Source organism: Nocardioides asiaticus (genome assembly GCF_040049175.1).
GTDB classification, from domain to species: Bacteria; Actinomycetota; Actinomycetes; order Propionibacteriales; family Nocardioidaceae; genus Nocardioides; species Nocardioides cheoyonin.
Map to the genome: position 1 here is coordinate 174,463 of NZ_JBDZDM010000002.1, position 23,104 is coordinate 197,566.

Annotated in this window: 22 protein-coding genes; 18 read left to right on the forward strand and 4 right to left on the reverse strand. The window is 71.3% G+C overall.

All coding sequences use genetic code 11. The features are described 5' to 3' along the window. Positions 1 to 215 precede the first annotated feature (215 nt). The 4 genes from ABLE53_RS06655 to ABLE53_RS06670 all read left to right on the forward strand — a co-directional run bounded on the left by ABLE53_RS06655 (position 216) and on the right by ABLE53_RS06670 (position 3,142). Entirely contained in the window at positions 216 to 776 is a 561-nt protein-coding gene (locus ABLE53_RS06655; protein ID WP_348857966.1) for a UGSC family (seleno)protein, read from the forward strand. After that, positions 773 to 1,903, forward strand: a complete 1,131-nt coding sequence (locus tag ABLE53_RS06660; protein WP_348857967.1) for a hypothetical protein — start codon at positions 773 to 775, stop codon at positions 1,901 to 1,903. The genes ABLE53_RS06655 and ABLE53_RS06660 overlap by 4 nt, the downstream gene beginning before the upstream one ends. Continuing rightward, entirely contained in the window at positions 1,900 to 2,142 is a 243-nt protein-coding gene (locus ABLE53_RS06665; protein ID WP_348857968.1) for a hypothetical protein, read from the forward strand. The genes ABLE53_RS06660 and ABLE53_RS06665 overlap by 4 nt, the downstream gene beginning before the upstream one ends. A gap of 64 nt (positions 2,143 to 2,206) precedes the next feature. Then, a complete protein-coding gene (locus tag ABLE53_RS06670) occupies positions 2,207 to 3,142 on the forward strand; it encodes an SDR family NAD(P)-dependent oxidoreductase (protein WP_348857969.1) in 936 nt (311 codons plus the stop codon). 169 nt (positions 3,143 to 3,311) lie between these two features. Here ABLE53_RS06670 and ABLE53_RS06675 read toward each other — a convergent pair whose 3' ends face one another. The 4 genes from ABLE53_RS06675 to ABLE53_RS06690 are packed head-to-tail and all read right to left on the reverse strand — an operon-like array spanning position 3,312 to position 6,551. Further along, positions 3,312 to 4,232 carry an SDR family NAD(P)-dependent oxidoreductase gene (locus ABLE53_RS06675; RefSeq protein WP_348857970.1) on the reverse strand — a complete coding sequence of 307 codons (921 nt, stop codon included), beginning with the start codon at positions 4,230 to 4,232 and terminating at the stop codon, positions 3,312 to 3,314. Further along, entirely contained in the window at positions 4,232 to 5,134 is a 903-nt protein-coding gene (locus ABLE53_RS06680) for an amidohydrolase family protein (RefSeq protein WP_348857971.1), read from the reverse strand. The genes ABLE53_RS06675 and ABLE53_RS06680 overlap by 1 nt, the downstream gene beginning before the upstream one ends. After that, entirely contained in the window at positions 5,131 to 5,796 is a 666-nt protein-coding gene (locus ABLE53_RS06685) for a 3-oxoacid CoA-transferase subunit B (RefSeq protein WP_348857972.1), read from the reverse strand. The genes ABLE53_RS06680 and ABLE53_RS06685 overlap by 4 nt, the downstream gene beginning before the upstream one ends. Next, entirely contained in the window at positions 5,793 to 6,551 is a 759-nt protein-coding gene (locus ABLE53_RS06690; protein ID WP_348857973.1) for a CoA transferase subunit A, read from the reverse strand. Before ABLE53_RS06690 ends, ABLE53_RS06685 begins: the two co-directional genes overlap by 4 nt. A 289-nt stretch (positions 6,552 to 6,840) precedes the next feature. Here ABLE53_RS06690 and ABLE53_RS06695 point away from each other — a divergent pair, with 289 nt between their 5' ends. The 14 genes from ABLE53_RS06695 to ABLE53_RS06760 all read left to right on the forward strand — a co-directional run bounded on the left by ABLE53_RS06695 (position 6,841) and on the right by ABLE53_RS06760 (position 23,100). Further along, a complete protein-coding gene (locus tag ABLE53_RS06695) occupies positions 6,841 to 7,956 on the forward strand; it encodes an NDMA-dependent alcohol dehydrogenase (RefSeq protein WP_348857974.1) in 1,116 nt (371 codons plus the stop codon). A gap of 25 nt (positions 7,957 to 7,981) precedes the next feature. Next, complete coding sequence (locus ABLE53_RS06700) at positions 7,982 to 9,493, forward strand: aldehyde dehydrogenase family protein (RefSeq protein ID WP_348857975.1); 1,512 nt, start codon at positions 7,982 to 7,984, stop codon at positions 9,491 to 9,493. A gap of 15 nt (positions 9,494 to 9,508) precedes the next feature. Then, positions 9,509 to 10,630, forward strand: a complete 1,122-nt coding sequence (locus tag ABLE53_RS06705) for an NDMA-dependent alcohol dehydrogenase (RefSeq protein ID WP_348857976.1) — start codon at positions 9,509 to 9,511, stop codon at positions 10,628 to 10,630. 35 nt (positions 10,631 to 10,665) lie between these two features. Beyond that, entirely contained in the window at positions 10,666 to 11,226 is a 561-nt protein-coding gene (locus ABLE53_RS06710; protein WP_348857977.1) for a UGSC family (seleno)protein, read from the forward strand. After that, positions 11,223 to 12,305 (forward strand): hypothetical protein, encoded by a 1,083-nt coding sequence (locus ABLE53_RS06715; protein ID WP_348857978.1) that lies wholly within the window; start codon positions 11,223 to 11,225, stop codon positions 12,303 to 12,305. The genes ABLE53_RS06710 and ABLE53_RS06715 overlap by 4 nt, the downstream gene beginning before the upstream one ends. Then, positions 12,305 to 13,183, forward strand: a complete 879-nt coding sequence (locus ABLE53_RS06720) for an SDR family NAD(P)-dependent oxidoreductase (RefSeq protein WP_348857979.1) — start codon at positions 12,305 to 12,307, stop codon at positions 13,181 to 13,183. The genes ABLE53_RS06715 and ABLE53_RS06720 overlap by 1 nt, the downstream gene beginning before the upstream one ends. Then, the gene (locus tag ABLE53_RS06725; RefSeq protein WP_348857980.1) at positions 13,180 to 14,289 is read left to right on the forward strand and encodes a zinc-dependent alcohol dehydrogenase; all 1,110 of its coding nucleotides are present in this window, start codon (positions 13,180 to 13,182) and stop codon (positions 14,287 to 14,289) included. The genes ABLE53_RS06720 and ABLE53_RS06725 overlap by 4 nt, the downstream gene beginning before the upstream one ends. A 15-nt stretch (positions 14,290 to 14,304) precedes the next feature. Next, positions 14,305 to 15,309 (forward strand): amidohydrolase family protein, encoded by a 1,005-nt coding sequence (locus tag ABLE53_RS06730; protein ID WP_348857981.1) that lies wholly within the window; start codon positions 14,305 to 14,307, stop codon positions 15,307 to 15,309. A 148-nt stretch (positions 15,310 to 15,457) separates the two neighbouring features. After that, a complete protein-coding gene (locus ABLE53_RS06735) occupies positions 15,458 to 17,095 on the forward strand; it encodes an ABC transporter substrate-binding protein (RefSeq protein WP_348857982.1) in 1,638 nt (545 codons plus the stop codon). A gap of 205 nt (positions 17,096 to 17,300) precedes the next feature. After that, positions 17,301 to 18,947, forward strand: coding sequence for an ABC transporter substrate-binding protein (locus ABLE53_RS06740; protein ID WP_348857983.1), 1,647 nt, complete (start codon positions 17,301 to 17,303; stop codon positions 18,945 to 18,947). Next, complete coding sequence (locus tag ABLE53_RS06745) at positions 18,944 to 19,975, forward strand: ABC transporter permease (protein WP_348857984.1); 1,032 nt, start codon at positions 18,944 to 18,946, stop codon at positions 19,973 to 19,975. Before ABLE53_RS06740 ends, ABLE53_RS06745 begins: the two co-directional genes overlap by 4 nt. Beyond that, positions 19,962 to 20,840, forward strand: a complete 879-nt coding sequence (locus ABLE53_RS06750) for an ABC transporter permease (protein ID WP_348857985.1) — start codon at positions 19,962 to 19,964, stop codon at positions 20,838 to 20,840. The genes ABLE53_RS06745 and ABLE53_RS06750 overlap by 14 nt, the downstream gene beginning before the upstream one ends. Then, positions 20,837 to 22,015 (forward strand): ABC transporter ATP-binding protein, encoded by a 1,179-nt coding sequence (locus ABLE53_RS06755; protein ID WP_348857986.1) that lies wholly within the window; start codon positions 20,837 to 20,839, stop codon positions 22,013 to 22,015. Before ABLE53_RS06750 ends, ABLE53_RS06755 begins: the two co-directional genes overlap by 4 nt. Next, positions 22,012 to 23,100, forward strand: a complete 1,089-nt coding sequence (locus ABLE53_RS06760) for an ABC transporter ATP-binding protein (protein WP_348857987.1) — start codon at positions 22,012 to 22,014, stop codon at positions 23,098 to 23,100. The genes ABLE53_RS06755 and ABLE53_RS06760 overlap by 4 nt, the downstream gene beginning before the upstream one ends. Positions 23,101 to 23,104 lie beyond the last annotated feature (4 nt).

The window sequence follows — 23,104 nt, forward strand, 5'->3', positions numbered from 1 at the left end:
CACGGCTCTTCCATCACGCGGAAAGGTCCGTGGGTCGCGGGATGGGCCGGTCTCGTTTGCTTCCGCCACGCGGCAATCGACCTGCGACGCTGGCGGAGCACTGCCTACGTTCGCTGTCGGGGCCTCCGACATCGGCCCCGCCGACACCCGCGTCGCACCACCTACGGCGTACCACCCACGTCGTACCACCCACGTCGTACACCGAGGAGGCCCCGGTGACCGCCGACCACGTGGCGCTCTTCCGCGCCTTCCTCGATCCCTCCGGCCGGACCAGCTGGCCTAGCGGCGAGGCGGCCCGCGCCGATCGTGTCCAGAGCCTCGCCGGCGCGCGCGTCGGGCTGCTGTGGAACACCAAGCAGAACGCCGAGCTCCTGCTGGTCGAGCTCGGCCGGCTGCTCGCCGAGCAGCACGACGCGCTCGTGACCGCGCGGCAGATGCCGTTCGCCCACGCGGTGCCGCTCGACGGGCCCGACCTCGCCACCCTGGTCGACAGCTGCGACGTCGCGCTGGTCGGCGTCGGCGACTGCGGCTCGTGCGCGGCCGCGGCGATCGCCGACGGCATCACGATCGAGCGGCACGGCATCCCAGCCGCGGTCATCTGCAGCGACGCCTTCGACGTCACCGCCCGGGCGACCGCCGAGGTGCAGGGCGACCCGGACTACCCGTTCCTGACGACGCCGCACCCGATCGCCGTCCTCTCGCCCACGCAGGTCACCCAGCGGGCCGCGCAGCTGCTGCCGGTCGTCGTCTCCCGCCTCACCCGGGAGGTGGCATGAGCACGCCGCGGCAGTTAGGAATCGTCCACGCCGCCGTCGAGTACGCCTACGAGCAGGACTGGTCCGACGGGCTCCCCGTCGTACCCGCCACCCGCGAGCTGACCGACGTCTTCCTCGCGACGACCTCGCGCGATCCGGACGAGGTCATCGGCCGGCTGGAGCCGCTGCGCCGCGAGGTCACCGTCGAGACCGCGGCGATCAACGCGGTGATGGCGGGATGCCGACCGGAGTACTTCCCCGTCGTCCTCGCCGCCTGGGACGCGATCACCCTGGACCCGAGTACGGCGGTCGGCGCGTGGCAGAGCACCAGCGGGCCGGCGCCGCTCATCGTGGTCAACGGCCCGGTGCGGGAGCGGCTCGGCTTCAACACCGGCGGGGGTGCCCTCGGCCCCGGCTTCCGCGCCAACGCGACCGTCGCCCGCGCGATCGGGCTGCTGGTGAGGAACGGCCTCGGCGTACGACCCCACGTCTTCGAGCAGGCCACCCAGGGCATCCCCGGCCGGTGGGCGATGTGCGTCGCCGAGAACGAGGATGAGTCGCCCTGGGAGCCGTTCTCGGTCGACGGCGGGCTCGCGCCCGGCACCGACGCGGTCTCCGCGATGCTGCTGCGCGACGCCGAGTTCGTCGACAACCGCCACACCGCCGACCCGCGGAAGCTGCTCACCGACTTCGCGGACACGCTCGCCCGGACCGGGTCGCTGGTCTTCGAGCACGCCGCCGCTGGGCTGGTGCTGTGCCCTGAGCACGCGCAGCTGCTCGCTCGTGCCGGGATGACGAAGCAGGACGTTCGCACCTGGCTCGTCGAGCACGCCACCCGAACCCAGGACGACCTGCGGGCGGCCGGCAAGAACGCCGTCGGCCCGAGCGGCGCACGGCTCGACGCCCCGTCGTCCTCCGAGTCACCGGCGGGCGCCGGTCGTCGTACGCCGGACGTCGCGGTCTTCGCCAGCGACACCGCCCGACACCTGCCGATCCTCGTCGCCGGCGCCCGCAACGCGGGCATCTCGACCGTGGTCAGGCTCTTCACGAGCTGGCCGCAGATCTCCGCGCGGGTCGAGACCTCACTCCACGCACCCGCGCTCGTCCCTGACGACGAGCCCACCGACCAGCTCCAGGAGGACCTATGAGCATCGACCAGGACCAGCTCGAGGAGTTCCGCCGCACGATGGCGGCCGACGACTACCACCTCGACGTGTCGGTGGACGACGGGTCGGCGGCCGTCAGCATCAAGGCCGGGCCGGACGCGTGCGAGGAGTGCCTCGTACCCAAGTCGATGATGGCCGCCATGCTCTCGCCGGTCCTCGGCGTGGAGGCGGAGCAGATCACGCTCACCTACCCGACCGAGTTCCCCGGCGACCACGCCTGAGTCACGAGCCCTGAGCACGAGCCCTGAGTCACGAGCCCTGAGTCACGAGCAAGGAGCACGACCCGTGGAGATCACCCTGGAGGGCAAGGTCGCCCTCGTCACCGGCTGCGGCCCCAACATCGGCAGCGGCGTCGCGCTGGCCCTCTCCCGCTACGGCGCGAAGGTGGCCTGCAACGACGTCGACCAGGGGGTCATCGACGCCTGCATCAAGCGCATCGAGCGCAACGACGGCGAGGCCATGGCCGCGCCCGGCGACGTCACCGACGAGGAGGCGGTGAAGGGGTACGTCGACGCCGTCCTCGAGCGCTGGGGCCGGATCGACATCCTGGTCAACAACGCCGCGATCCTCGGTGGCCGCGGCGTCCTGGACGAGACCGCCGAGGCGTTCGAGCGGGCGGTCCGCGTCTCCTCGCTCGGGTACTTCCTCAACACCAAGCACGTCGGCCGGGCGATGGCCGAGCGCGGCATCCGCGGCTCGATCGTGTGCATGTCCTCCTCCAACGGCTGGAACGGCTCGGCCGGCGTCATCGCGTACGCCTTCCACAAGGGCGGCGTCAACAACTTCGTGCGCGCCGCCGCGATGGACCTCGCGCCGTACGGCATCCGGGTCAACTCCTTCACGCCCACCGCTCCCACACCGGACAACCCCGAGCTGCTCGCGCAGGGCGCTCAGAGCGTGCTCAACGGGCCGCCCCCGAAGGGCGCGGTCCGCCACGGCCTGGGCAGCGAGGGCGGCGACGAGCCCTGGCGGCGGCCGGCCCGCTGGACCGGCGAGCGCCCGCCGATGGTGCCGATGGGCACGACGGGGACCCCCACCGACATCGGCCACGCCGTCGCCTGGCTCAGCTCCGACTTCGCCCGCCTCGTCACCGGCGTGGACCTGGTCGTCGACGGTGGCGCCCGGGCCAAGAACTTCGCGTACTTCCCCGCCCCCGCCGACCAGCTCGCCGGGCCGCTGCCGCTCATCAACCTCGACGACACGCCGCTGCCCGTCTCCTGAGTCGGGGGCGGTGGGGCGGCTCGGGATCCGCGGCCGGTTGCGCCGCGCCTCAGGATTCCCCGGCCGGCAGGGGAAACCCGACCTTGTGGGCTGAAATGACACCCCACAACATCGGATTTCCCCGGTCAACCGGGGATTCCTGCGCCCCGCCGGGTCAGCGGGGGATCCGTCAGCCGGGGATCCCCGCACCCGGCGCGGTTGGCGACGGCAGCCGGTTCTCCGGCGCGTAGACGGGCGAGGAGAGCAGGAACGGGATGGCGGCGGCCCGGGTGTCGTTGACCGGCTCGTCGGGGAATGCCGCCTCGATGGTCGCGTGCCGGTCGCGCAGACCGGGCAGGAACTCCGGGTGGGTGAGGATGAACAGGTCGCCGCGGCGTACGCCGGCCAGCACCCGCTCGCCGGCCTCCTCGGCGCTCATGTAGGGCTGCTTCCTGGCCATCTCCAGGAACTCCGCCGGAGGAGGGGTGTAGCCGGACTCGCCGTACGCCGCCGGGCGGTTGGCGACGCCGGCGGCGATGTTGGAGTGGACCGGCCCGGGGCAGTACGCCGAGACGCCGATCCCCTCGGGGGCCAGCTCGATGTGGAGCGCCTCGGAGAGGGCGATGACCGCCGCCTTCGTCATCGAGTAGAGGCCGGCGACGACGGGCATCAGGCCGCCCATCGAGGAGGTGTTGACGATGTGGCCGCCCTCGCCGTGGGCCCGGAGCTTCGGCAGGAACGCCATGATCCCGTTGCCGACGCCGTGGATGTTCACGTCGACGACCCAGCGCCAGTCGTCCGGCGTCGCCAGCGCGGTCGGTCCGGTGAGCCCGATGCCGGCGTTGTTGACCAGCACGTGCACCTTCCCGAACGCCGAGGCCACGTCGTCCGCGAGCGCCGTCATGGCGTCGAGGTCGGTGACGTCGACCTTCCGGGTGTGGACGTCGAGGCCGTGCTCGGCGAAGACCCGGACGGTCTCCTCGAGATGGTCGTCGCGGCGCCCGGTGACGACGACGCTCATCTCCGCCCGCGCGAAGGCGAGCGCGATGCCGCGCCCGATCCCGCTGGAGCCGCCGGTGACGACCGCGACCTTGCCGGCAACGTCCTGCATCAGTGCTCCTTCTTGAGGCCGAACAGCGTCAGCGCGTTGTCCTTGAGGATCAGCGGCCGGACCTCCGGCTTGATCGAGAGGTTCTCGAAGTCGGCGAGCCACCGGTCGGGGGTGATGACGGGGAAGTCCGAGCCGAAGAGCACCTTGTGGCGCAGCAGGCTGTTGGCGTACTGCACCAGCTGCGGCGGGAAGTACTTCGGCGACCAGCCCGACAGGTCGATGTAGACCCGCGGCTTGTGCGTGGCCACCGACAGTGCGACGTCCTGCCAGGGGAAGGACGGGTGGGCCAGGATGATGTCCATCCCGGGGAAGTCCACGGCCACGTCGTCGACGTGGAGCGGGTCGGTGTACTTCAGCCGGATCCCGCCGCCGCCCGGCTGGCCGGCTCCGACGCCGGTCTGACCGGAGTGGAAGAGCGCGATCAGGCCGTGCTCCTCGATCACCTCGTACAGCGGGTAGGCCAGCCGGTCGTTCGGGAAGAAGCCCTGCGCGCTCGGGTGGAACTTGAACCCGCGGACGCCGTACTCCTCGACCAGTCGCCGCGCCTCGCGTACGCCGGCGGCCCCGCGGTGGGGGTCGATGCTCGCGAACGGGATCAGCACGTCGGCGTGCTCGGCGCACTGCTCGGCGATCTCCTCGTTGGAGGGCAGCGGGTCCTCGCCGCTCATCGAGTAGCTGTCGACGGTGAAGACGACGGCGGCCATCCGCCGCTCCCGGTAGTACGCCGCCAGCTCGGGGACGGTGTGGTTCGGCATCGACCCGATGCCGAAGTACTCGCCCATCTCCTCGTTGCCGGCGCCCGTGGCGGCCACGTCGTCGCGGACCGACCGGTGGGCGTGGGTGTGGACGTCGAACGCGGTGATCGCGTCGGGGTCGACCGCGGTCTCGTAGCGCGCGCTCATGCCAGGTCCTCGATGTACGCCGCCTCGGTGGACTCCCGGACCAGATCAGGGGTCACGCCCGGCGCGCACTCCTTCAGCACCAGCCGCCCGTCCTCGAAGTGGAAGACGGCGAGGTCGGTGTAGACCCGGGTGACGCAGCGCCGCCCGGTGAGCGGCATCGTGCACTCCTTGACCACCTTGGAGCGGCCCTTCCGGTCGACGTGCTCCATGCAGACCCAGACCTGCGGCGTACCGGCGACGAGGTCCATCGCGCCGCCGACCGCGGGGTTGCGGCCGGGGACGTACCAGTTCGCCAGGTCGGCGTTCTCCGCCACCTGCAGCGCGCCGAGGACCGTCACGTCGAGGTGTCCGCCGCGGATGATCGCGAACGACTGCGCGGAGTCCACGATCGCCGCGCCGCTGACGAGGCTGACGGGCTGCTTCCCGGCGTCGGTCAGGTCCGGGTCCTCCTTGCCCGGGCCGGGGTGCGGCCCCAGTCCGAGGATGCCGTTCTCGGCGTGGAGGAAGATCTCCTTGTCCGCCGGCAGGTAGTTGGGCACGGCGAGGGGGATGCCCACCCCGAGGTTGACGAAGAAGCCGTCCTCGAGGTCCGCGGCGAGCCGCTCCGCGACCTGGTCCCGCGTCCACCCGGTACGGGTGGCGGTGGTGGTCGTCTCGGTCATGAGGCACTCCCGGCAAGGCTCGGTCGCGGGATCGTCACCGACGGCTTCGTCATCACGACGTCGTCGACGAAGACCCCGGGCAGGTGGATGTCGTCGGGGCCGAGGTCGTCGACCGGAACGATCCGCTCGACCTCGGCGAAGGTGTGCCGGCCGCACATGCCGGCCAACGGGTTGAAGTTGCGGGCGGAGAGGTGGAACCGGAGGTTGCCGATCCGGTCGGCCTGCTGCGCCTTGACGAACGCGAAGTCGGCGCGGATGCCGTACTCCAGGACGTGGGGTGCGCCGTCGAACTCGCGGGTCTCCTTCTGCGGGACGTACGACGTGGGCACGCGGTCGTCGCTGCCGTCGTACGCCAGCGGGAAGTCTCCGTCGGAGAGCATCGTCCCCGCCCCGGACGGCGTGTAGAACGCCGCGATCCCGGCACCGCCGGCGCGCATCCGCTCCGCGAGCGTGCCCTGCGGGATCAGCTCGAGCTCGACCCTGCCCTTGAAGTACTCGTCGTAGAACTCCGGCAGCACCGGGAACGACCCGGTGAAGCGGCGCAGCCTGCCCTCGTGGAGGAGGCGGCCGATGCCGGAGAAGTCGTCGCCGACGTTGTTGACGTAGACGTGGAGGTCGCGGCGGTCCAGGTCGCAGAGCCCGTCGATCAGCGCGTCGGGGCGGCCGGAGCTGCCGAATCCGCCGATGGCGATCGTGGCGCCGTCGGGGATCACGTCCAGCGCTGCCAGCAGGTCGTCACGGAGCTTGTCGATCACGCCCACCTTCCTATCCGCGACCGTCAAGGTGGTGAATCGGCTCTTCCGTGGCGCAGAAGCCGAACGGACACGGGGTCCGCCCACCGTCCGGGTTCTTTACCACCCCTTCCGCGCTGCGAAAGGGGAGTGGTGTGGCACAGGTCACGGGCGTGAGGTTGGAACCGGCTGCGGAGCCGTCCTCCGGATGCCCTGCGGCGGACCGGGCCGCCCGACAGCGGGCCGTCCCCTCCGCCGCCGCCCCACACCTGCCACCTCACTGCAGATCAGACACGATCAGAAGGGGGTCCACATGACCGTGACCACCCGCGCCGCCGTGTGCCGTACGCCGGGCGAGCCCTGGGAGATCACCGAGCTCGAGCTCGACGAGCCCCGGGCCAACGAGGTCCGGATCAAGTACTACGCGTCCGGCCTGTGCCACTCCGACGACCACATCCAGAAGGGCGACGCCCCGATGCGGCTGCCGGTGGTCGGCGGCCACGAGGGCGCCGGCGTCGTCGAGGCCGTCGGCGAGGGGGTGACGCGGGTCAAGGTCGGGGACCACGTGGTCTGCTCGTTCATCCCGGCGTGCGGGCACTGCCGCTACTGCTCCACGGGCCACCAGAACCTCTGCGACGAGGGCAAGAACGCCGGCATCGGCGAGATGCTCACCGGCGGCGGGGGCTTCCGCTTCCACCAGGGCGGCGAGGACTTCGGCGGGCTGTGCGTGCTCGGCACCTTCAGCCAGTACGGCGTCGTCATGGAGAACTCCTGCATCCCGATCCCCGACGACATCCCCTTCGAGGTGGCCTCGCTCGTCGGCTGCGGCGTCCCGACCGGGTGGGGCTCGGCGGTGCACGCCGCCGGCGTACGCGCAGGTCAGACGGTCGTCATCTTCGGCGCCGGCGGAGTCGGCAGCAACGCCGTCCAGGGAGCGGCGTACGCCGGCGCGCAGCGCGTCATCGTCGTCGACCCCGTCGAGTTCAAGCGCGAGATGGCGATGACCTTCGGCGCCACCCACACCTTCGCCTCGGCGAAGGAGGCCAAGGACTTCGTGGTCGAGTCGACCTGGGGCGAGCTGGCCGACCACGCGATCATCACCGTCGGCGTCCTCCACGACGAGGTGATCCACGACGCGATCGACATGGTCGGCAAGACCGGCCAGGTCACGATCACCGCGGTCGGCAACGGCTGGATCGAGGAGAACCCCGGGATGCTGATCGGCTTCCAGCGCCGGATCCAGGGCGCGATCTTCGGCGGGTGCAACCCGCTGTACGACGTCCCGCGGCTGCTCAGCCTCTACCGCACCGGTCACCTCAAGCTCGACGAGCTCATCACGAGGAAGTACCGCCTCGACGAGGTCAACCAGGGGTACGCCGACATGCTCGACGGCAAGAACATCCGCGGCGTCATCGTCCACGAGCACTGACCAGGAACCGAGGTAGAGACAGCGAATGACCGCCACCACCGAGCGCCCCGAGACGACGCTCGACCCCGACCTGCTCGTCGACGGCAGCATGCTGATCGGCGGGGAGTGGGTCCCCTCGTCCGGCGGCGAGACGATCGACGTCGTCAACCCGGCCACCGTGCAGGTGCTCGCCCGGGTCCCGCGCGGCAACGCCGCCGACGTCGACGCGGCCGTCCGCGCCGCCGAGCAGGCCTTCCCGGCCTGGCGCGACCTCGACGCCACCTCCCGCGGCCGGCTCCTCTTCCGCTGGGCCGACCTCATCGAGCAGCACGGCACCGCGCTCGACCAGCTCGAGTCCCAGGAGGTCGGCCGGCCCAGCTGGGGCCCGCCGCCGATGGCCGGCCAGCTCCGGTTCATCGCCGGCCAGGCCGACAAGGTGCAGGGGCTCTCCCTGCCGACGTACTCGCCCGACCAGCTCGGCCTCACCCTCCGCGAGCCGTACGGCGTCGTCGGCGCGATCATCCCGTGGAACGCCCCCGGCCCGATGTTCGCGACCGAGGTCGGCGCGGCGATCGCCGCGGGCAACACCATCGTCATCAAGCCCGCCGAGGACGCCCCGCTCACGCCGCTGGCGCTGGCCAAGCTGGCCCTCGAGGCCGGCATCCCGCCGGGGGTCGTCAACGTCGTCACCGGGTACGGCGGCGAGGCCGGGGCCGCGATCCCGGCCCACCCCTCCATCCGGCGGATGGGCTTCACCGGCTCCCCGCAGACCGGGTCGCTGATCATGAAGGCCTGCGCGGACAACCTGGTCCCGCTCCACCTCGAGCTGGGCGGCAAGTCGCCGCAGGTCGTCTTCCCCGACGCCGACCTCGACGCCGCGGTGCCTGCGATGGTCATGGGCATCACCCTCAACACCGGCCAGATCTGCGCCGCCGGCTCCCGCGTCGTCTGCCTGCGCAGCGTCCACGACGAGCTCGTCGACCGCCTGGCCGCCCAGATGCAGCGCGTCCGCGTGGGTGCCTGGCACGAGCCGGTCAACATGGGCCCGCTCATCAGCGAGCGGCAGCACCAGCGGGTGCTCGGCTACATCGACCTCGGCCGCGAGGCAGGCGCCGAGGTCGTCACCGGAGGCGGCGTCCCTGCGGGCTATGACACCGGCTACTTCGTGGAGCCGACCCTCTTCGACAACGTCGCTCCGGACATGCGGATCGCGCAGGAGGAGATCTTCGGCCCGGTGCTCTCGGTCATCGCGGTCGACGACGAGGCCGAGGCGATCGAGGTCGCCAACGGGACCGAGTACGGCCTCGTGGCCTCGGTCTGGACGAACGACGTCGGCACCGCCGTACGCATGAGCAGGCGGCTGCAGGCCGGCCAGGTCGCCGTCAACAGCCCGCTCGGCGCGGGCGTCATCGGCGGGCCGTTCGGCGGCTACAAGCACTCCGGCTTCGGCCGCACCATGGGCGCCGACTCGGTGCTCGAGTGGACCCAGGTCAAGACCGTGTCGATGCGTGCCGCCGTACCCCCCGTCCCGCGCACGCGCACCCCCGAGGACGACTGAGGAGCAAGGAGAGTCATGAGCACCATCACCACGCACGCCGCCATCGCCCGGGGACCCCACATCGGGTGGGAGCTGACCGACCTGCAGCTCGACGACCCGAAGGAGCACGAGGTCCGGATCAAGTTCGCCGCGTCCGGGCTGTGCCACTCCGACAACCACATCACCAAGGGCGACGCCCCGGTGCGCTTCCCGATGGTCGGCGGCCACGAGGGTGCAGGTGTCGTCGAGTCGGTCGGCCCCTACGTCCAGCGGGTGCAGCCGGGCGACCGGGTCATCTGCTCCTACATCCCCGCCTGCGGTGCGTGCCGGCCGTGCTCGACCGGCCACCAGAACATGTGCGTCAAGGGCCTCAACGCCGGCAGCGGGATGTTCCTCGACGGCAGCTTCCGCTTCCACAAGGACGGCGAGGACCTCGGCGGCTTCTGCTCGCTCGGCACCTTCAGCCAGTACGCCGTCGTGTCCGAGTGGGCCGTCGTACCCATCGCCGACGACATCCCCTGGGAGGTCGCGAGCCTCGTCGGCTGCGGCGTCCCGACGGGGTGGGGCTCAGCGGTGTACGCCGCCGGCGTGAAGCCGGGCGACACCGTGGTCGTCTTCGGGGCCGGCGGCGTCGGCAGCAACGCCGTCCAGGGCGCGCGGTACGCCGGCGCGAAGAACGTCGTGGTGGTCGACCCGGTCGAGTTCAAGCGCGACCACGCCAAGGTCTTCGGCGCCACCCACGCCTTCGCGACCGCCGACGAGGCCCGCGAGTTCGTCGTCGCCGAGACCTGGGGGCAGCTGGCCGACCACTGCATCATGACGCCCGACGCGGTGACCGAGGAGATGGTCCAGGCGGCGGTCCTGATGACCGGCAAGGGCGGGAAGACCACCATCACGGCGGTCGGCCACCTCCAGGAGAAGGCGGTCCACGTCCACGCCGGGTTCCTGATCAGCTACCAGCGGCAGATCCGGGGCGCCCTCTTCGGCGACTGCAACCCGCTCTACGACATCCCGAAGCTGCTGGGCCTCTACCGCTCCGGCGACCTCAAGCTCGACGAGCTCATCACCCGGAAGTACACCCTCGACCAGGTCAACGAGGCCTACGACGACCTCAACGCCGGCAGGAACATCCGCGGCGTGATCGTCCACGAGAACTGACCCTCACGAGCATCCTCACGGGAGGAGCACCACCGATGCCGAACGCGATTCTCGACCCGACCGGACGGGTCAAGGAGGAGACGGGCAAGCCGTCCCTCGAGGGGCTGGCGCCCCGTCGTACGGATCTCAAGGGCGCCCGCATCGGGCTGCTCGACAACACCAAGCACAACGCCCTGCTGTTCCTGCAGGAGGTCGGCCGGCTGCTCGTCGACGAGGAGGGCGCCGCCGAGGTCAGCATCGTCGAGACGAAGCGGAGCTTCTCGGTGCCGGTCGACGAGGAGATCGTCAACCGCTACAAGGGGAGCTGCGACGTCGTCGTCACCGGCGTCGGCGACTGCGGCTCCTGCAGCGCGGCGGCGGTGGCCGACGGCATCAACTTCGAGCGCGCCGGCCTGCCGGCCGCGGTCGTCCTCACCGACGCGTTCCTCGTGACCGGCCGGACGATGGCCACCATGCAGGGCGCGCCCGACTACGAGTGGGTCGTCACCCAGCACCCGATGGCGATCCTCGAGGAGGACCAGGTCAAGGCGCGCGCCAAGCAGCTGCTGCCCGAGATCGTCGCCATGCTGACCGGCTCGACGGGAGGCGGTCGGTGACGACGGCACCCCAGGAGTCGGCCCGGGAGTCCGCCCAGGAGTCGGCCCTCGACCCCGACGCCGCGCAGGCGGCGATCGAGCACTGCTACGAGCAGGGCTGGTCCGACGGCCTCCCGCTGGTCCCGGCCACCCGGCCGCTGGTGGACCGCTTCCTCGCGACCGTCGAGCGGGCGCCCGACGAGATCATCGGCCACCTGCCGCAGCTCGACCGCAGCGTCACCGTCGAGCTGGCGGCGATCAACGCCGCGATGGCGGGCTGCCTGCCGGCGTACTTCCCGGTCGTGCTCGCCGCCTGGGAGGCGCTCTCCCGGGAGCGGGTGACCGGCGGCGGCGGCTGGCAGTCGACCAGCGGGCCGTCCCCGCTGATCGTGGTCAACGGCCCGATCCGCAAGGAGCTCGGCTTCAACTGCGCCGGCGGCGTGTTCGGTCCCGGCTTCCGCCCCAACATGACGGTCGCGCGGGCGATCGGGCTGATCGTGCGCAACGCGTACGGCATCCACCCGCACGAGCTCGAGCAGGCCACCCAGGGCCTCCCGGGCCGCTGGCAGATCTGCCTCGGCGAGAACGAGGAGGAGAGCCCGTGGACGCCGCTGGCGGAGGAGAACGGCGTCACCGGCAACGCGGTCACGACGACGCTGCTGCGCACCTGTGAGTACGTCGACAACCGGCACACCCAGTCCGCCGAGCAGCTGCTCGGCGACTTCGCCGACACGATCGGCCGCTCCGGCTCGTGGATCTTCACCCACGCCGGCGCGGGGGTGGTCTTCTGCCCCGAGCACGCCCAGCTGCTGGCCGGGGCCGGCTACAGCCGCGACGACGTGCGCCAGTGGCTGTGGGAGCACTCCGGGCGTACGACGGCGCAGCTGGCGGCCGCGGGCAAGGACGACGACCGGCGCGTGCGCGGGCCGGGCGGCGTCCGCGCGCCCGAGGAGTTCCAGCGCACGCTGCCGAGCCCGGACCCGAAGAACCTGCTCATCGCCGTCGCGGGCGCCCGCAACGCCGGCATCTCGATGGTGGTGAGGTTCTTCGCCGACTGGTCGGGCACCTCGGTCGCCATCCCCGACCCGAAGGACGCGTGATGGACGAGAGGAACCCGCTCGAGGACCCGCTGGCCGGTCTCGGTGACCAGGAGATGAGGGGCCGCATCGCCCTGGTGACCGGGGCCGGCCAGAACGGTGACCTGCCCGGCGTCGGCTACGCCATCGCCCGGCTGCTCGCCGCGCACGGCGCGAAGGTGGCGGTGCTCGACCGCTCGGCCGAGGCCGCGCAGCGCACGGTCGACCGGATCCGGAAGGCCGACGGCGAGGCGTTCGCGGTGGTCGCCGACGCGACCGACGACGCCGAGTGCGAGCGCGCGGTGCAGGCGGTCGTGCAGGAGTACGGCGCCCTCGACACCCTGGTCAACAACGTCGCCTCCGGCGACCGGGCGGGGATCTTCGAGGTCACCCCGGAGCGGTTCGACGAGCTGATCGACCTCAACCTGAAGTCGGCCTGGCTGATGACCCGCAACGCCGTCCCCGTCCTGCCGCGGGGCAGCGCCATCGTCAACATCTCGTCGGCCGGCGTACGCATGCGCGGGCCCGGCATGCCCTACTGCGTCGCGAAGGCGGGCCTGGAGAACCTCACCGAGGGCGCCGCCACCACCCTCGGCCCGCAGGGGATCCGGGTCAACTGCGTCGAGGTCGGCGCCATCTGGGGCTCCTTCGCCGCCGCCAACATGGACGAGAAGTGGCGCGAGCCGCGCCGCGAGGGCACCGCGCTCAAGACCGAGGGCTCCGCCTGGGACATCGCCCATGCCGCTCTCTTCCTGCTGAGCGAGCGGGCCCGGTGGATCTCCGGGCACATCCTCGCCGTCGACGGCGGCCCGCCGCACCGGTTCCCGCCCTCGCCGCCGATCACGTCCGTCCCGAAGAGCACCCCGAGCAGCCCCCCGAGCAGCACAGGAGCATCCGCATGAGCGACCAGGTCCGCGCCGCCGTACAGACCGCGCCCCACACCCTCGAGCTGCGGGAGTTCCCGCGGCCGCGCGTCGGCGCCGACGACGGCCTGATCCGGGTCGAGGCCAACGGCATCTGCGGCAGCGACGTCGAGACCTTCCGCGGCCACCTCGGCATGAACCCCAACCCGTTCATCCCCGGCCACGAGCCGATGGGGATCGTCGAGGAGATCGGCGACGCGGCCGCGGAGCGCTGGGGCGTCCAGCCGGGCGACCGGGTGGCGCTGGAGGTGATCGTGCCGTGCCGGCACTGTGACGACTGCCTGACCGGCCGCTACCAGGCCTGCCGCAACCGGAAGTACGGCCACGGCGTCACCGGCATCGACGTCGAGCCGGTCCTGTGGGGCGGCTTCGCCGAGTACATGTACCTCTCGCCCACCTCCGTCGTGCACAAGATCGACAACAGCCTGCCGGCCGAGGTGGCCGCGATGTTCAACCCGATGGGCGCCGGTGTCCGCTGGGCCGTCCACCTCGGCGAGGTCGGCCTCGGCGACACTCTGGTCGTGCTCGGCGCCGGCCAGCGCGGCCTGATGGCCGTCATCGCGGCCAAGGCAGCCGGCGCCGGCACCGTGATCGTGACCGGGCTCGAGGCCGACGCCCACAAGCTGGCGCTCGCCAAGGAGTTCGGCGCCGACCACACCGTCACGGTCGACGGCGACGACGCCACCGACGTCGTCGACTTCGTCGCGGACCTCACCGGCGGACGCATGGCCGACGTCGCCCTCGAGCTCACCCCGATGGCCGCCGCGCCGGTCACCGACGCCCTGCGCGTCGTCAAGCACGGCGGCCGAGTCGTCCTCGCCGGGCTCAAGGGCCGCCGCGAGGTCCCGCTCGTCACCGACCTGATCATCAACCGCGCGCTGAGCATCAAGGGCGCCTTCGGCGTCGACTACAAGGGCTACGAGGAGGCCATCGCCCTCATCGAGTCGCGCCGCTTCCCGCTCGAGCGGCTGCATACCCACACGTTCGGGCTCGACGACGCCGCGCTCGCCATCGAGACGCTCGGCGGCGAGGCGCCCTCCGACGTACCCCCCGTCCACGTCTCCATCCACCCGCACTTCGCCTGAGGAAGGTCGTACGCCGTGATCGTCGACGCCCACGCCCACCTGCTGCCCAAGGACTACCCCGCCGACGCGCCCGAGTGCTTCCCGTCGATGGAGCCGATCGAGGGCTCCGCCGACCGGCTGCTGGTCTTCGGCCAGATGCGCTTCCCCGCGAAGGAGGTCTTCTTCGAGGCCGAGCGCCGGGTCGAGGCGATGAACGCCTCCGGCGTCGACGTCGAGGTGCTCAGCCCGATGCCGCCGCTGCTGCGCTACGACCTCCCGCTCGCCGACGGGCTCGCGCTCGCGCGCCACGTCAACGAGGTCACCGCCGGCGTCACCCAGCACGACCCGAAGCGGATGCACGGCCTCGGCATGGTCCCGATGCAGGACCCGGACGCCGCGACCGCGGAGCTGAAGGCGGTCAAGGACCTCGGTCTAGCAGGCGTCGAGATCGCCTCCAACATCCTCGGCTCCTCGATCGGCGACGAGAAGTTCCGGGACTTCTTCCTCGAGGCCGAGCGGCTCGGCCTGTCGGTCTTCGTGCACGCGATGCCGTCCCCGAGCGACCGGCTGCCGATGTCGGCGATGGGCACCTACGTCGTCGGCATCGAGGGTGTGTACGCCGCGGCCTCGATGATCCTCGGCGGCACCGCCGCCGCCTGCCCCGACCTGCGCATCTCCTTCTCCCACGCCGCCGGCGGGCTGGCGATGATGCTGCCGCGTGCCAACTACTTCTGGGGCGGCACGTGGAACGAGGAGCCCAAGAACCCCGAGCGTGCCGTCATGCCGGACGACGGACCCTCGCCGCTGGAGTACGCCCGCCGGTTCTACTACGACTCGCTCGTCTTCGACCGGCGAACGCTCCGCTACCTCATCGACCTGTACGGCGCCGACCGCCTTCTCGTCGGCTCCGACTTCCCCGCCATGCCCCGCGAGGACCCCGTCGCCCGCACGCTCCGCTCCATGGACCTCCCCGAGGAGCAGTTCGACGACATCGGCTGGCGCAACGCCTACCGCTGGCTCGGCCTCGACCCCGACGCCTGAGACCGGGTGCCGCTTCCGTGTCGCGGAAGGGCGGGCGACATCGCTCTTCCGACGGCCGGAAGCGGGCGTGCCGAGCACCACGAGCGCCCGCGAAGGTGCTGGAGGCGACCGTGACCGGACGGTCCCCTGAGGCACTCGGGAGCTCGACATGCGCATCATCGACCGACGACGGCGTCGGACCCACGCACTGACCCGCACCTTCGCAGCAGCCGCAGCCGCGGCCCTGGCCCTCGCGCTGGCCGCGTGCGGCGCGTCCTCCAGCGGGGAGGGCACGGGCGACCCGGGCACGCCACAGCGCGGGGGCAGCGTGAAGGTGCTGCTGCCGGTGGCCCACGAGGGCGGATGGGCGGGCGGCCTGGACCCGGCCACGAACCCCACCGGCGGATCCAACCTGCCGCAGATGCAGGCGATCTTCGGCGGGCTGTTCCTGCTGAGGGCCGACGACGACGGCGACAACGCCCGGGTCGTCCCCAACCAGGCGCGCAGCTACCAGCTGAGCGACGGCGGGCGCACCCTCACGATCCGGCTCCGGCCGGGCATCACGTTCAGCGACGGTACGCCGATGGACGCGGCCGCGGTGGCGTGGAACTTCCGCCGCGACATCGGGTCCCCGTGCAGCTGCGCGCCGACGTGGGAGCTGGCGAAGGGCGACCCGATCAGGACCCCCGACGACCTGACCGTCGTCGTACACCTGGCGCGGCCGAACGGCGCGCTGATCAGCAACTTCACCGTCAGCAACGTCAACTGGATCGCCTCTCCCACGGCGCTGAGGAAGCTGGGCACGGCGAGGTTCAAGGTCGCGCCGGTCGGCGCCGGCCCGTTCGTCGTGAAGAGCGACCAGCTCAGCTCCGAGCTCGTGCTCGAGCGCAACGCGCACTACTTCCGGAAGGGGCTGCCGTACCTCGACACGCTGACCTTCACCTCGATCGAGGGCGACCAGCCCGGCTACCAGGTGCTGCAGTCGGGGCAGGCGCAGGGCTACATCGGCATGGCCACCGTGTCGATCCTCGAGCAGGCGAAGGAGAACCCTGACCTGCAGGTCACGCCGGGTCCGCCGACCTCGCCGTACTTCATCCAGCTCAACACCATGGCCGCGCCGTTCGACGACATCAGGGCGCGGAAGGCGATCTACTACGCCACTGACTTCCAGGCGATCGCCGACGGGATCTTCGACGGCGCCTACCCGGTCAGCGAGTCGTTCACGGCGCCGGGCGGGCTCTTCCACCACGCGAAAGTGCCGGGCTATCTGCACTACGACCTCGACAAGGCCAAGCAGCTCGTGCAGGAGCTCGGCGGCCTGACCGTGCACCTCGGGACCAGTGACGACCAGAACAACCGGCAGCTCGCGGTCGCGCTGCAGACGCAGTGGGAGAAGGCGGGGATGAAGGTCGAGGTCAGCGCCTACCAGCTGCAGCCGAAGATCCAGCAGTACACCGCCGGCACCTGGCAGGCGATGGTCGCCACCGCGGGCTCGTGGGACCCGGCCGCGGGGATCGGGGTGATCTTCCGGTTCGCCTCCGACTCCGCCTTCACCGGCGTCAAGGACCCCCGGCTCGACCGGATGCTCGACGAGTCGGTCGCGACCACGGACCCCGACAGGCGGGACGCGATCTACCAGCAGATGGCGGCGTACGTCGCGAAGCAGGCGTACGGCCCGTTCGGCATCGCGTTCTCACCGGCGAACGTCGCGGTGAAGGGCGTGTACGGCCCCGGGCTGACCACGCCGATCCCCGCGATGGCCGTAGACACGGCCGTCGTCTGGGACGAGGTCTGGACCAACCGATGAGGCGGATCCGGTACGGCGGGAGAGCGAGCGCCAGCGAGCGACCATCAAGCCTTCCCTTTCGCCCGACGGAAGCGTCGTGGAAGGCACCTGAGGCACGGACGAGGCTGACCACGTGATCTCGGTCACTCGACCGAGGCCGGGTGAGGCTCGGCCCACCCGGCCACCCCACCATCCCCCGAGCCCTACTCCGGAGCAGGAGCATGACGTGAGAAGAATCGCGAATGTCAACCGGAAGGCGCGGCTTCTCGGCCCGCTGGCCGCGCTGCTCGCCGTCGCCATGGCCGTCGCGGCCTGTGGTTCAAGCGCCTCGAGCAACGACGGGAAGGGCGACGCGGGCGCCCAGGTCGGCCCGGCGCAGTCGGGCGGCAGCCTGACCGTGCTGGAGGACGCCAGCTTCGCCGGTGGCTACGCCTCCGGCCTCGACCCCGCCACCAACACCACCGGTGGCGCCAACCTGCCGCAGATGCAGTCGATCTTCGGCGGTCTGTTCCTGCTGCGTGCCGACGACGACGGCTCCAACGCCAAGATCGTCCCGAACCAGGCCGAGTCGTACGCCTTCAGCGACGGCGGCAAGACGCTCACCATCAAGCTCCGGCCGGGCATCAAGTTCAGCGACGGTACGCCGTTCGACGCCCAGACCGTGGTCTGGAACATGCTGCGCGACACGAGCTCCCCCTGCAGCTGCGCCCCGACGTGGCAGCTGACGAAGAAGGACCCGATCGTCGCCAAGGGCGACCTCACCGTCGTCATCCACATGACCCAGCCGAACGGCGCCCTGATCTCCAACCTGCCGATCAGCAACGTCAACTGGATCGCCTCCAAGACGGCGTTCCAGAAGCTGGGAGCGGCGAAGTTCAAGGTCGCCCCGGTCGGCGCGGGCCCGTTCACCGTCGTCAGCGACCAGCTCAGCTCGGAGCTGGTGCTGAAGAAGAACCCGAACTACTTCAAGAAGGGTCTTCCCTACCTCGACAAGCTGACCTTCAAGTCGATCGGCGGCGACCAGCCGGCGTACCAGGCCCTCGAGGCCGGGCAGGCCGACGCGTACGAGGGCATGAGCACCTCGCCGCTCATCACCCAGGCGATGAAGAACAGCAAGTTCACCGTGACGCTGGGCCCGGCGACCTCGCCGTACGTCATCCAGCTCAACACGATGAAGGCGCCGTTCAACAACATCAAGGCGCGCCAGGCGATCTACTACGCCACCGACTTCGACGCGATCAGCAAGGGCCTGTTCAAGGGCAGCGACCTCCCGGTCAGCGAGTCGTTCACCGCGCCGGGTGGGCTCTTCTACCACGAGAAGGTCCCGGGCTACCTGCACTACGACCTCGACAAGGCCAAGGCGCTCGTCAAGGAGCTCGGCGGGCTCAACGTCCAGCTCGGCACGACGGCGATCTACACCGCCAACCAGGTCATCACCGCGCTGCAGACGCAGTGGGAGAAGGCCGGGATCAAGGTGACGACGAAGCCGATGCAGCTCCCGCAGGTGATCCAGGCCTTCACGGGTGGCAACTGGCAGGCGCTGCTGCAGACCGCAGGCGCGTGGGACCCGGCCGCCGGCGTCGGCGTCGCGTTCCGGTTCGCCTCGACCTCGCCGTTCACCGGGGTCAAGGACCCGAAGCTGGACAACTACTTCCTCCAGGCCGCGGCGACCACCGACAGCGCCCAGCGCGACAAGCTGTACCAGCAGGCCGCGAAGTACATCGCCCAGAAGGCGTACGCCCCGTTCGGCATCGCCTTCACGCCCGCCAACATCGTGGCGAAGGGCGTGCACGGACCCGGCCTCACGACCCCGATCCCAGCACTCGCTGTGAACACGCAGACGATCTGGGACGAGGTGTGGAGAGAGCAGTGAGCGTAGCCTCGGGACTCCTTCCCACCCGGCCGAGGACCGGCTTCGGCCGCCTCGGCCGGGCGGCCGGCTCCCCCCTCGTGCGGCTGATCGTCAAGCGGGTCCTGCTCGCGATCCCGATCCTCCTCGGGGTCAGCGTGCTGACCTTCTGGGTGCTCAGCCTGATCCCCGGGGACCCGGCCCGGGCGATGCTCGGCATGAATGCCACCGACGCCCAGGTCGAGGCGCTGCGGCACGAGTACCACCTCGACGAGTCGGGCCCGCAGCGCTACCTCGACTGGCTCACCGGGGCCCTCCACGGCGACCTCGGCACCTCGATGGTCAGCAGCCAGACGATGTCGAGCATGCTCGCGGACCGGTGGGCGGTGACCTTCGAGCTGGTGGCGCTCGCGTTCATCGTCTCGCTCGCCGCCGCGGTCCCCGTGGCGCTGCTCGCCGCCCGCTGGCCGGGCGGGGTCTTCGACCGGATCAGCATGCTGTGCTCGGTCACCGGGCTGGCGGTCGCCAACTACGTGCTGGCCCTGCTGCTGGTCCTGGTCTTCGCCGTGGAGGTCAACGTGCTGCCGGCGATCGGCTACGTCGGCCTCGGGCAGGGACTCGGACCCAACCTGAAGTCGATGGTGCTGCCGACGCTGGCGATGGCGATCCCGCTGTTCTGCTTCTACACCCGCTTCCTGCGCGGCGACCTCGTCGACCAGATGCAGAGCGAGGACTACGTCGACACCGCCCGCGCGAAGGGGATCGGTCCGTGGCGCGTGCTCTGGATGCACGCCTTCCGGAACTCCTCCTTCGGCATGATCACCATCGTCGGTCTCAACATCGGGACCCTCGTCGGTGGCACCGTCATCATCGAGCAGATCTTCGCGCTCCCGGGCCTCGGGCAGCTGCTGCTGCAGGGGATCAACACCCGCGACACCGTCGTGGTCCAGGACCTGGTGATCATCTTCGCCGCGATCGCGGTCTTCGCGAACCTGCTCGTCGACGTCCTGTACGCCGTACTCGACCCGAGGATCCGCTATGGCAGTCATTGACGCGTCCAGCGCCCAGCTGGAGACCGCCCTCGCCGCGACCACGCGGCCCCGCGGGCGGTGGCGGGTCTGGGTCCGCACCTGGGTGCCGGCCGGGATGGTCGTCTTCATCCTGGCCATCTGCTTCCTCGGCCCGGTCGTGCTGCCGATCGCGAAGCCGACCGGCGGCGACGTGCTCGAGTCCGGCCTCTCGCCGTTCTCCTCGGGCCACCTGCTCGGCACCGACTCCAACGGCAACGACATCCTCTCCCGCCTGCTGTACGGCGGCCGCGCCTCCCTCGAGGTGGGCATCACCGTCAACCTGATCGGACTCGTGATCGGCGGCGGGATCGGCGCGATCTCGGCGTACGTCGGCGGCATCGTCGACACCCTCATCATGCGCGGGCTCGACGTGCTCATCGCGTTCCCGTCGCTGGTGCTGACCCTGGCCGTCGCGCAGAGCCTCGGCCCGAGCAAGCGCAACACGATCTTCGCGCTCGCCTTCTTCAGCATCCCGGCAGTGGCGCGCATCGCGCGGTCCTCGACGTTGCGACTGCGGGAGATGCCGTTCATGCAGGCGGCGCAGCTGTGCGGGAGTCCCTGGTGGCGGATCCTGCTGCGGCACATCACGCCCAACATCGGGCCGCAGCTGATCAGCTTCGCCGCGCTCGGGATGGGCATCGTGATCGTCACCGAGGGGGCGCTCAGCTTCCTCGGCCTCGGCATCCCGCCGCCGGCGCCGAGCTGGGGGAACATGATCTTCGACGGCCAGCAGAGCATGTCGGCGACCCCGATGGAGGTCGTCTGGCCGAGCGTCGCGCTGCTCATCACGGTCCTGTCCTTCAACCAGCTCGGTGAGTCCCTGCGAGCCCGATGGAGCGGCCGATGAACGTCCACGAGACCCTCGACGGCGCCACCCTCGACCGGCCCGACCGGTCCGCGGTCGGCATGCCGGGCGACCGGCCCCGGGCCCGGCGTACGAACGGCGGGAGCAGCGCGGAGGAGCCGATCCTCACCGTCTCGGACCTGCGGGTGACCTTCTCGCGGGCCGGCCGGACGGTGTACGCCGTCAACGGGCTCTCCTATGAGGTCAGGCCGGGCAGCATGCTGGCGATCATCGGCGAGTCCGGCTCCGGCAAGAGCGTGAGCACCCGGGCGCTGATGGGGCTGCTGCCGCCCAGCGCCACGGTCACCGGCTCGGCCCGGCTCGGCCGGCCGGGCGACGACATAGAGCTGGTCGGCCGCAGCGAGAAGGAGATGCGCAAGCTGCGCGGCTGCGACGTCGCGATGGTCTTCCAGGACCCGACCCGCTCGCTCAACCCGACGATGAAGATCGGGGCGCAGATCGTCGAGGCCATCAAGGCCCACCGCGACCTCGACAAGAGGGCGGCGCGCGAGCGGGCCGTCGAGCTGCTGAAGCTGGTCCGGCTGCCCGCGGCGGAGCGGCGCTTCCACGAGTACCCCCACCAGCTCTCGGGCGGCATGCGGCAGCGGGTGATGATCGCGATCGCGCTCGCCGGCGACCCGAGGCTCCTGATCGCCGACGAGGCGACCACGGCACTCGACGTGACGACGCAGGCGCAGATCATGGAGCTCCTCGTCGACCTGCAGAAGCGGCTCGGGATGGCGGTCATCATGATCAGCCACGACCTCGGCCTGGCGGCGAGCTACGCCGAGGAGGTGCTGGTGATGTACGCCGGCCGTGCGGTCGAGTACGCCTCGACCACCGACCTCTTCGCGCACATGCGGATGCCCTACACCTGTGCGCTGCTCGGCGCGATCCCCCAGCTCTCGACGCAGGCCCACAGCCAGCTGCCGGTCATCGGCGGGCAGCCGCCCGACCTCAGCGCGCTGCCGACCGGCTGCGCCTTCCGGCCGCGGTGCGCCAACGCGGCCGACGACTGCGCCGAGAGGCCGCCGCTGGCCGAGCACGAGCCCGGCCACTGGTTCGCCTGCTGGCACCCGGCCGACCGGCGCGCCGCCGTCGCGACGCCGCCCGCCGACCAGCGCGCCGACCAGCGCGCCGCCGCGACCGACCATCGAACCGACGGGGGAGAGGCATGAGCGTCGTCGAGCAGGAGCAGACCGGCCGGAGCGACCGGGCGGCGACCGAGCCGCTGCTAAGCGTGCGCGGGCTCGTCCAGGAGTTCGTGAGCCGCGGCGTCGGCGGCGTGAAGAACGGCGTCGTCCACGCGGTCTCCGACGTCTCCTTCGACCTGATGCCGGGGGAGACCCTGGGGATCGTCGGCGAGACCGGCTCGGGCAAGTCCACGCTGGCGCGCTCGATCATCCAGGCGCCGCGGCCGAAGTCCGGCGAGGTCGTCTTCCAGGGCAGGGACCTGATGCGCGCGTCCCACCACGCGCTCAAGAAGGCCCGCGCGGAGATGCAGATGGTCTACCAGGACCCGTTCGGGTCGCTGAACCCGCGCTGGCGGGTCGAGGACGTCATCGCCGAGCCGCTGCTCGCCCACGGCTGGAGCCGGGACGCGCGCCGCAAGCGGGTGGCCGAGCTGCTCGACCTGGTCGGGCTCGACCCCTCGTCGTACAGCCGTCGGCGGCCGCTCGAGCTCTCCGGCGGCCAGGCGCAGCGGGTCGCGATCGCGCGGGCGATCGCGCTCAACCCGGCGCTGATCATCTGCGACGAGGCGATCTCCTCGCTCGACGTGCTCATCCAGGCGCAGGTGCTCAACCTCTTCGAGCAGCTGAGGTCGGAGCTCGGGCTGTCCTACCTCTTCATCGCCCACGACCTGGCGACCGTCAAGCAGGTCAGCGACCGGGTCGCGGTCATGCACCTCGGCCAGCTGGCCGAGGTGGGGCCGGCGGAGCAGATCTACCTCGCGCCGCGGCACCCCTACACGAGGGCGCTGCTCGACTCGATCCCCGGCCTCGACCCCGAGACCGGCCAGGCGCGGCGTCCGGTGCCGCTCCAGGGCGAGCCGCCCTCGCCGCTCGACCCGCCGAGCGGCTGCCGCTTCCGGACCCGCTGCCCGCGGGCGGAGGAGAGGTGCGCGCTCGAGGAGCCCGCCCTCGCCGACCGCGGCGACGGCCACTTCGTGGCCTGCCACTTCCCGCTCGAGGACCTCGCGGCGACCATCCCGCAGCCGCGTGACAGCGCGCTCGTCGACGGGACCGCCGCCCCGCGTCCCTGAGGCT

Bases quoted from the DNA above. Each gene is read 5' to 3' on its own strand.
- ABLE53_RS06675 (WP_348857970.1), bottom strand. From the start codon at position 4,232: ATGCAGGACGTTGCCGGCAAGGTCGCGGTCGTCACCGGCGGCTCCAGC.
- ABLE53_RS06710 (WP_348857977.1), top strand. From the start codon at position 10,666: ATGCCGAACGCGATTCTCGACCCGACCGGACGGGTCAAGGAGGAGACG.
- ABLE53_RS06680 (WP_348857971.1), bottom strand. From the start codon at position 5,134: ATGAGCGCGCGCTACGAGACCGCGGTCGACCCCGACGCGATCACCGCG.
- ABLE53_RS06660 (WP_348857967.1), top strand. From the start codon at position 773: ATGAGCACGCCGCGGCAGTTAGGAATCGTCCACGCCGCCGTCGAGTAC.
- ABLE53_RS06665 (WP_348857968.1), top strand. From the start codon at position 1,900: ATGAGCATCGACCAGGACCAGCTCGAGGAGTTCCGCCGCACGATGGCG.
- ABLE53_RS06755 (WP_348857986.1), top strand. From the start codon at position 20,837: ATGAACGTCCACGAGACCCTCGACGGCGCCACCCTCGACCGGCCCGAC.
- ABLE53_RS06760 (WP_348857987.1), top strand. From the start codon at position 22,012: ATGAGCGTCGTCGAGCAGGAGCAGACCGGCCGGAGCGACCGGGCGGCG.
- ABLE53_RS06700 (WP_348857975.1), top strand. From the start codon at position 7,982: ATGACCGCCACCACCGAGCGCCCCGAGACGACGCTCGACCCCGACCTG.
- ABLE53_RS06725 (WP_348857980.1), top strand. From the start codon at position 13,180: ATGAGCGACCAGGTCCGCGCCGCCGTACAGACCGCGCCCCACACCCTC.
- ABLE53_RS06720 (WP_348857979.1), top strand. From the start codon at position 12,305: ATGGACGAGAGGAACCCGCTCGAGGACCCGCTGGCCGGTCTCGGTGAC.
- ABLE53_RS06695 (WP_348857974.1), top strand. From the start codon at position 6,841: ATGACCGTGACCACCCGCGCCGCCGTGTGCCGTACGCCGGGCGAGCCC.
- ABLE53_RS06735 (WP_348857982.1), top strand. From the start codon at position 15,458: ATGCGCATCATCGACCGACGACGGCGTCGGACCCACGCACTGACCCGC.
- ABLE53_RS06750 (WP_348857985.1), top strand. From the start codon at position 19,962: ATGGCAGTCATTGACGCGTCCAGCGCCCAGCTGGAGACCGCCCTCGCC.
- ABLE53_RS06685 (WP_348857972.1), bottom strand. From the start codon at position 5,796: ATGACCGAGACGACCACCACCGCCACCCGTACCGGGTGGACGCGGGAC.
- ABLE53_RS06705 (WP_348857976.1), top strand. From the start codon at position 9,509: ATGAGCACCATCACCACGCACGCCGCCATCGCCCGGGGACCCCACATC.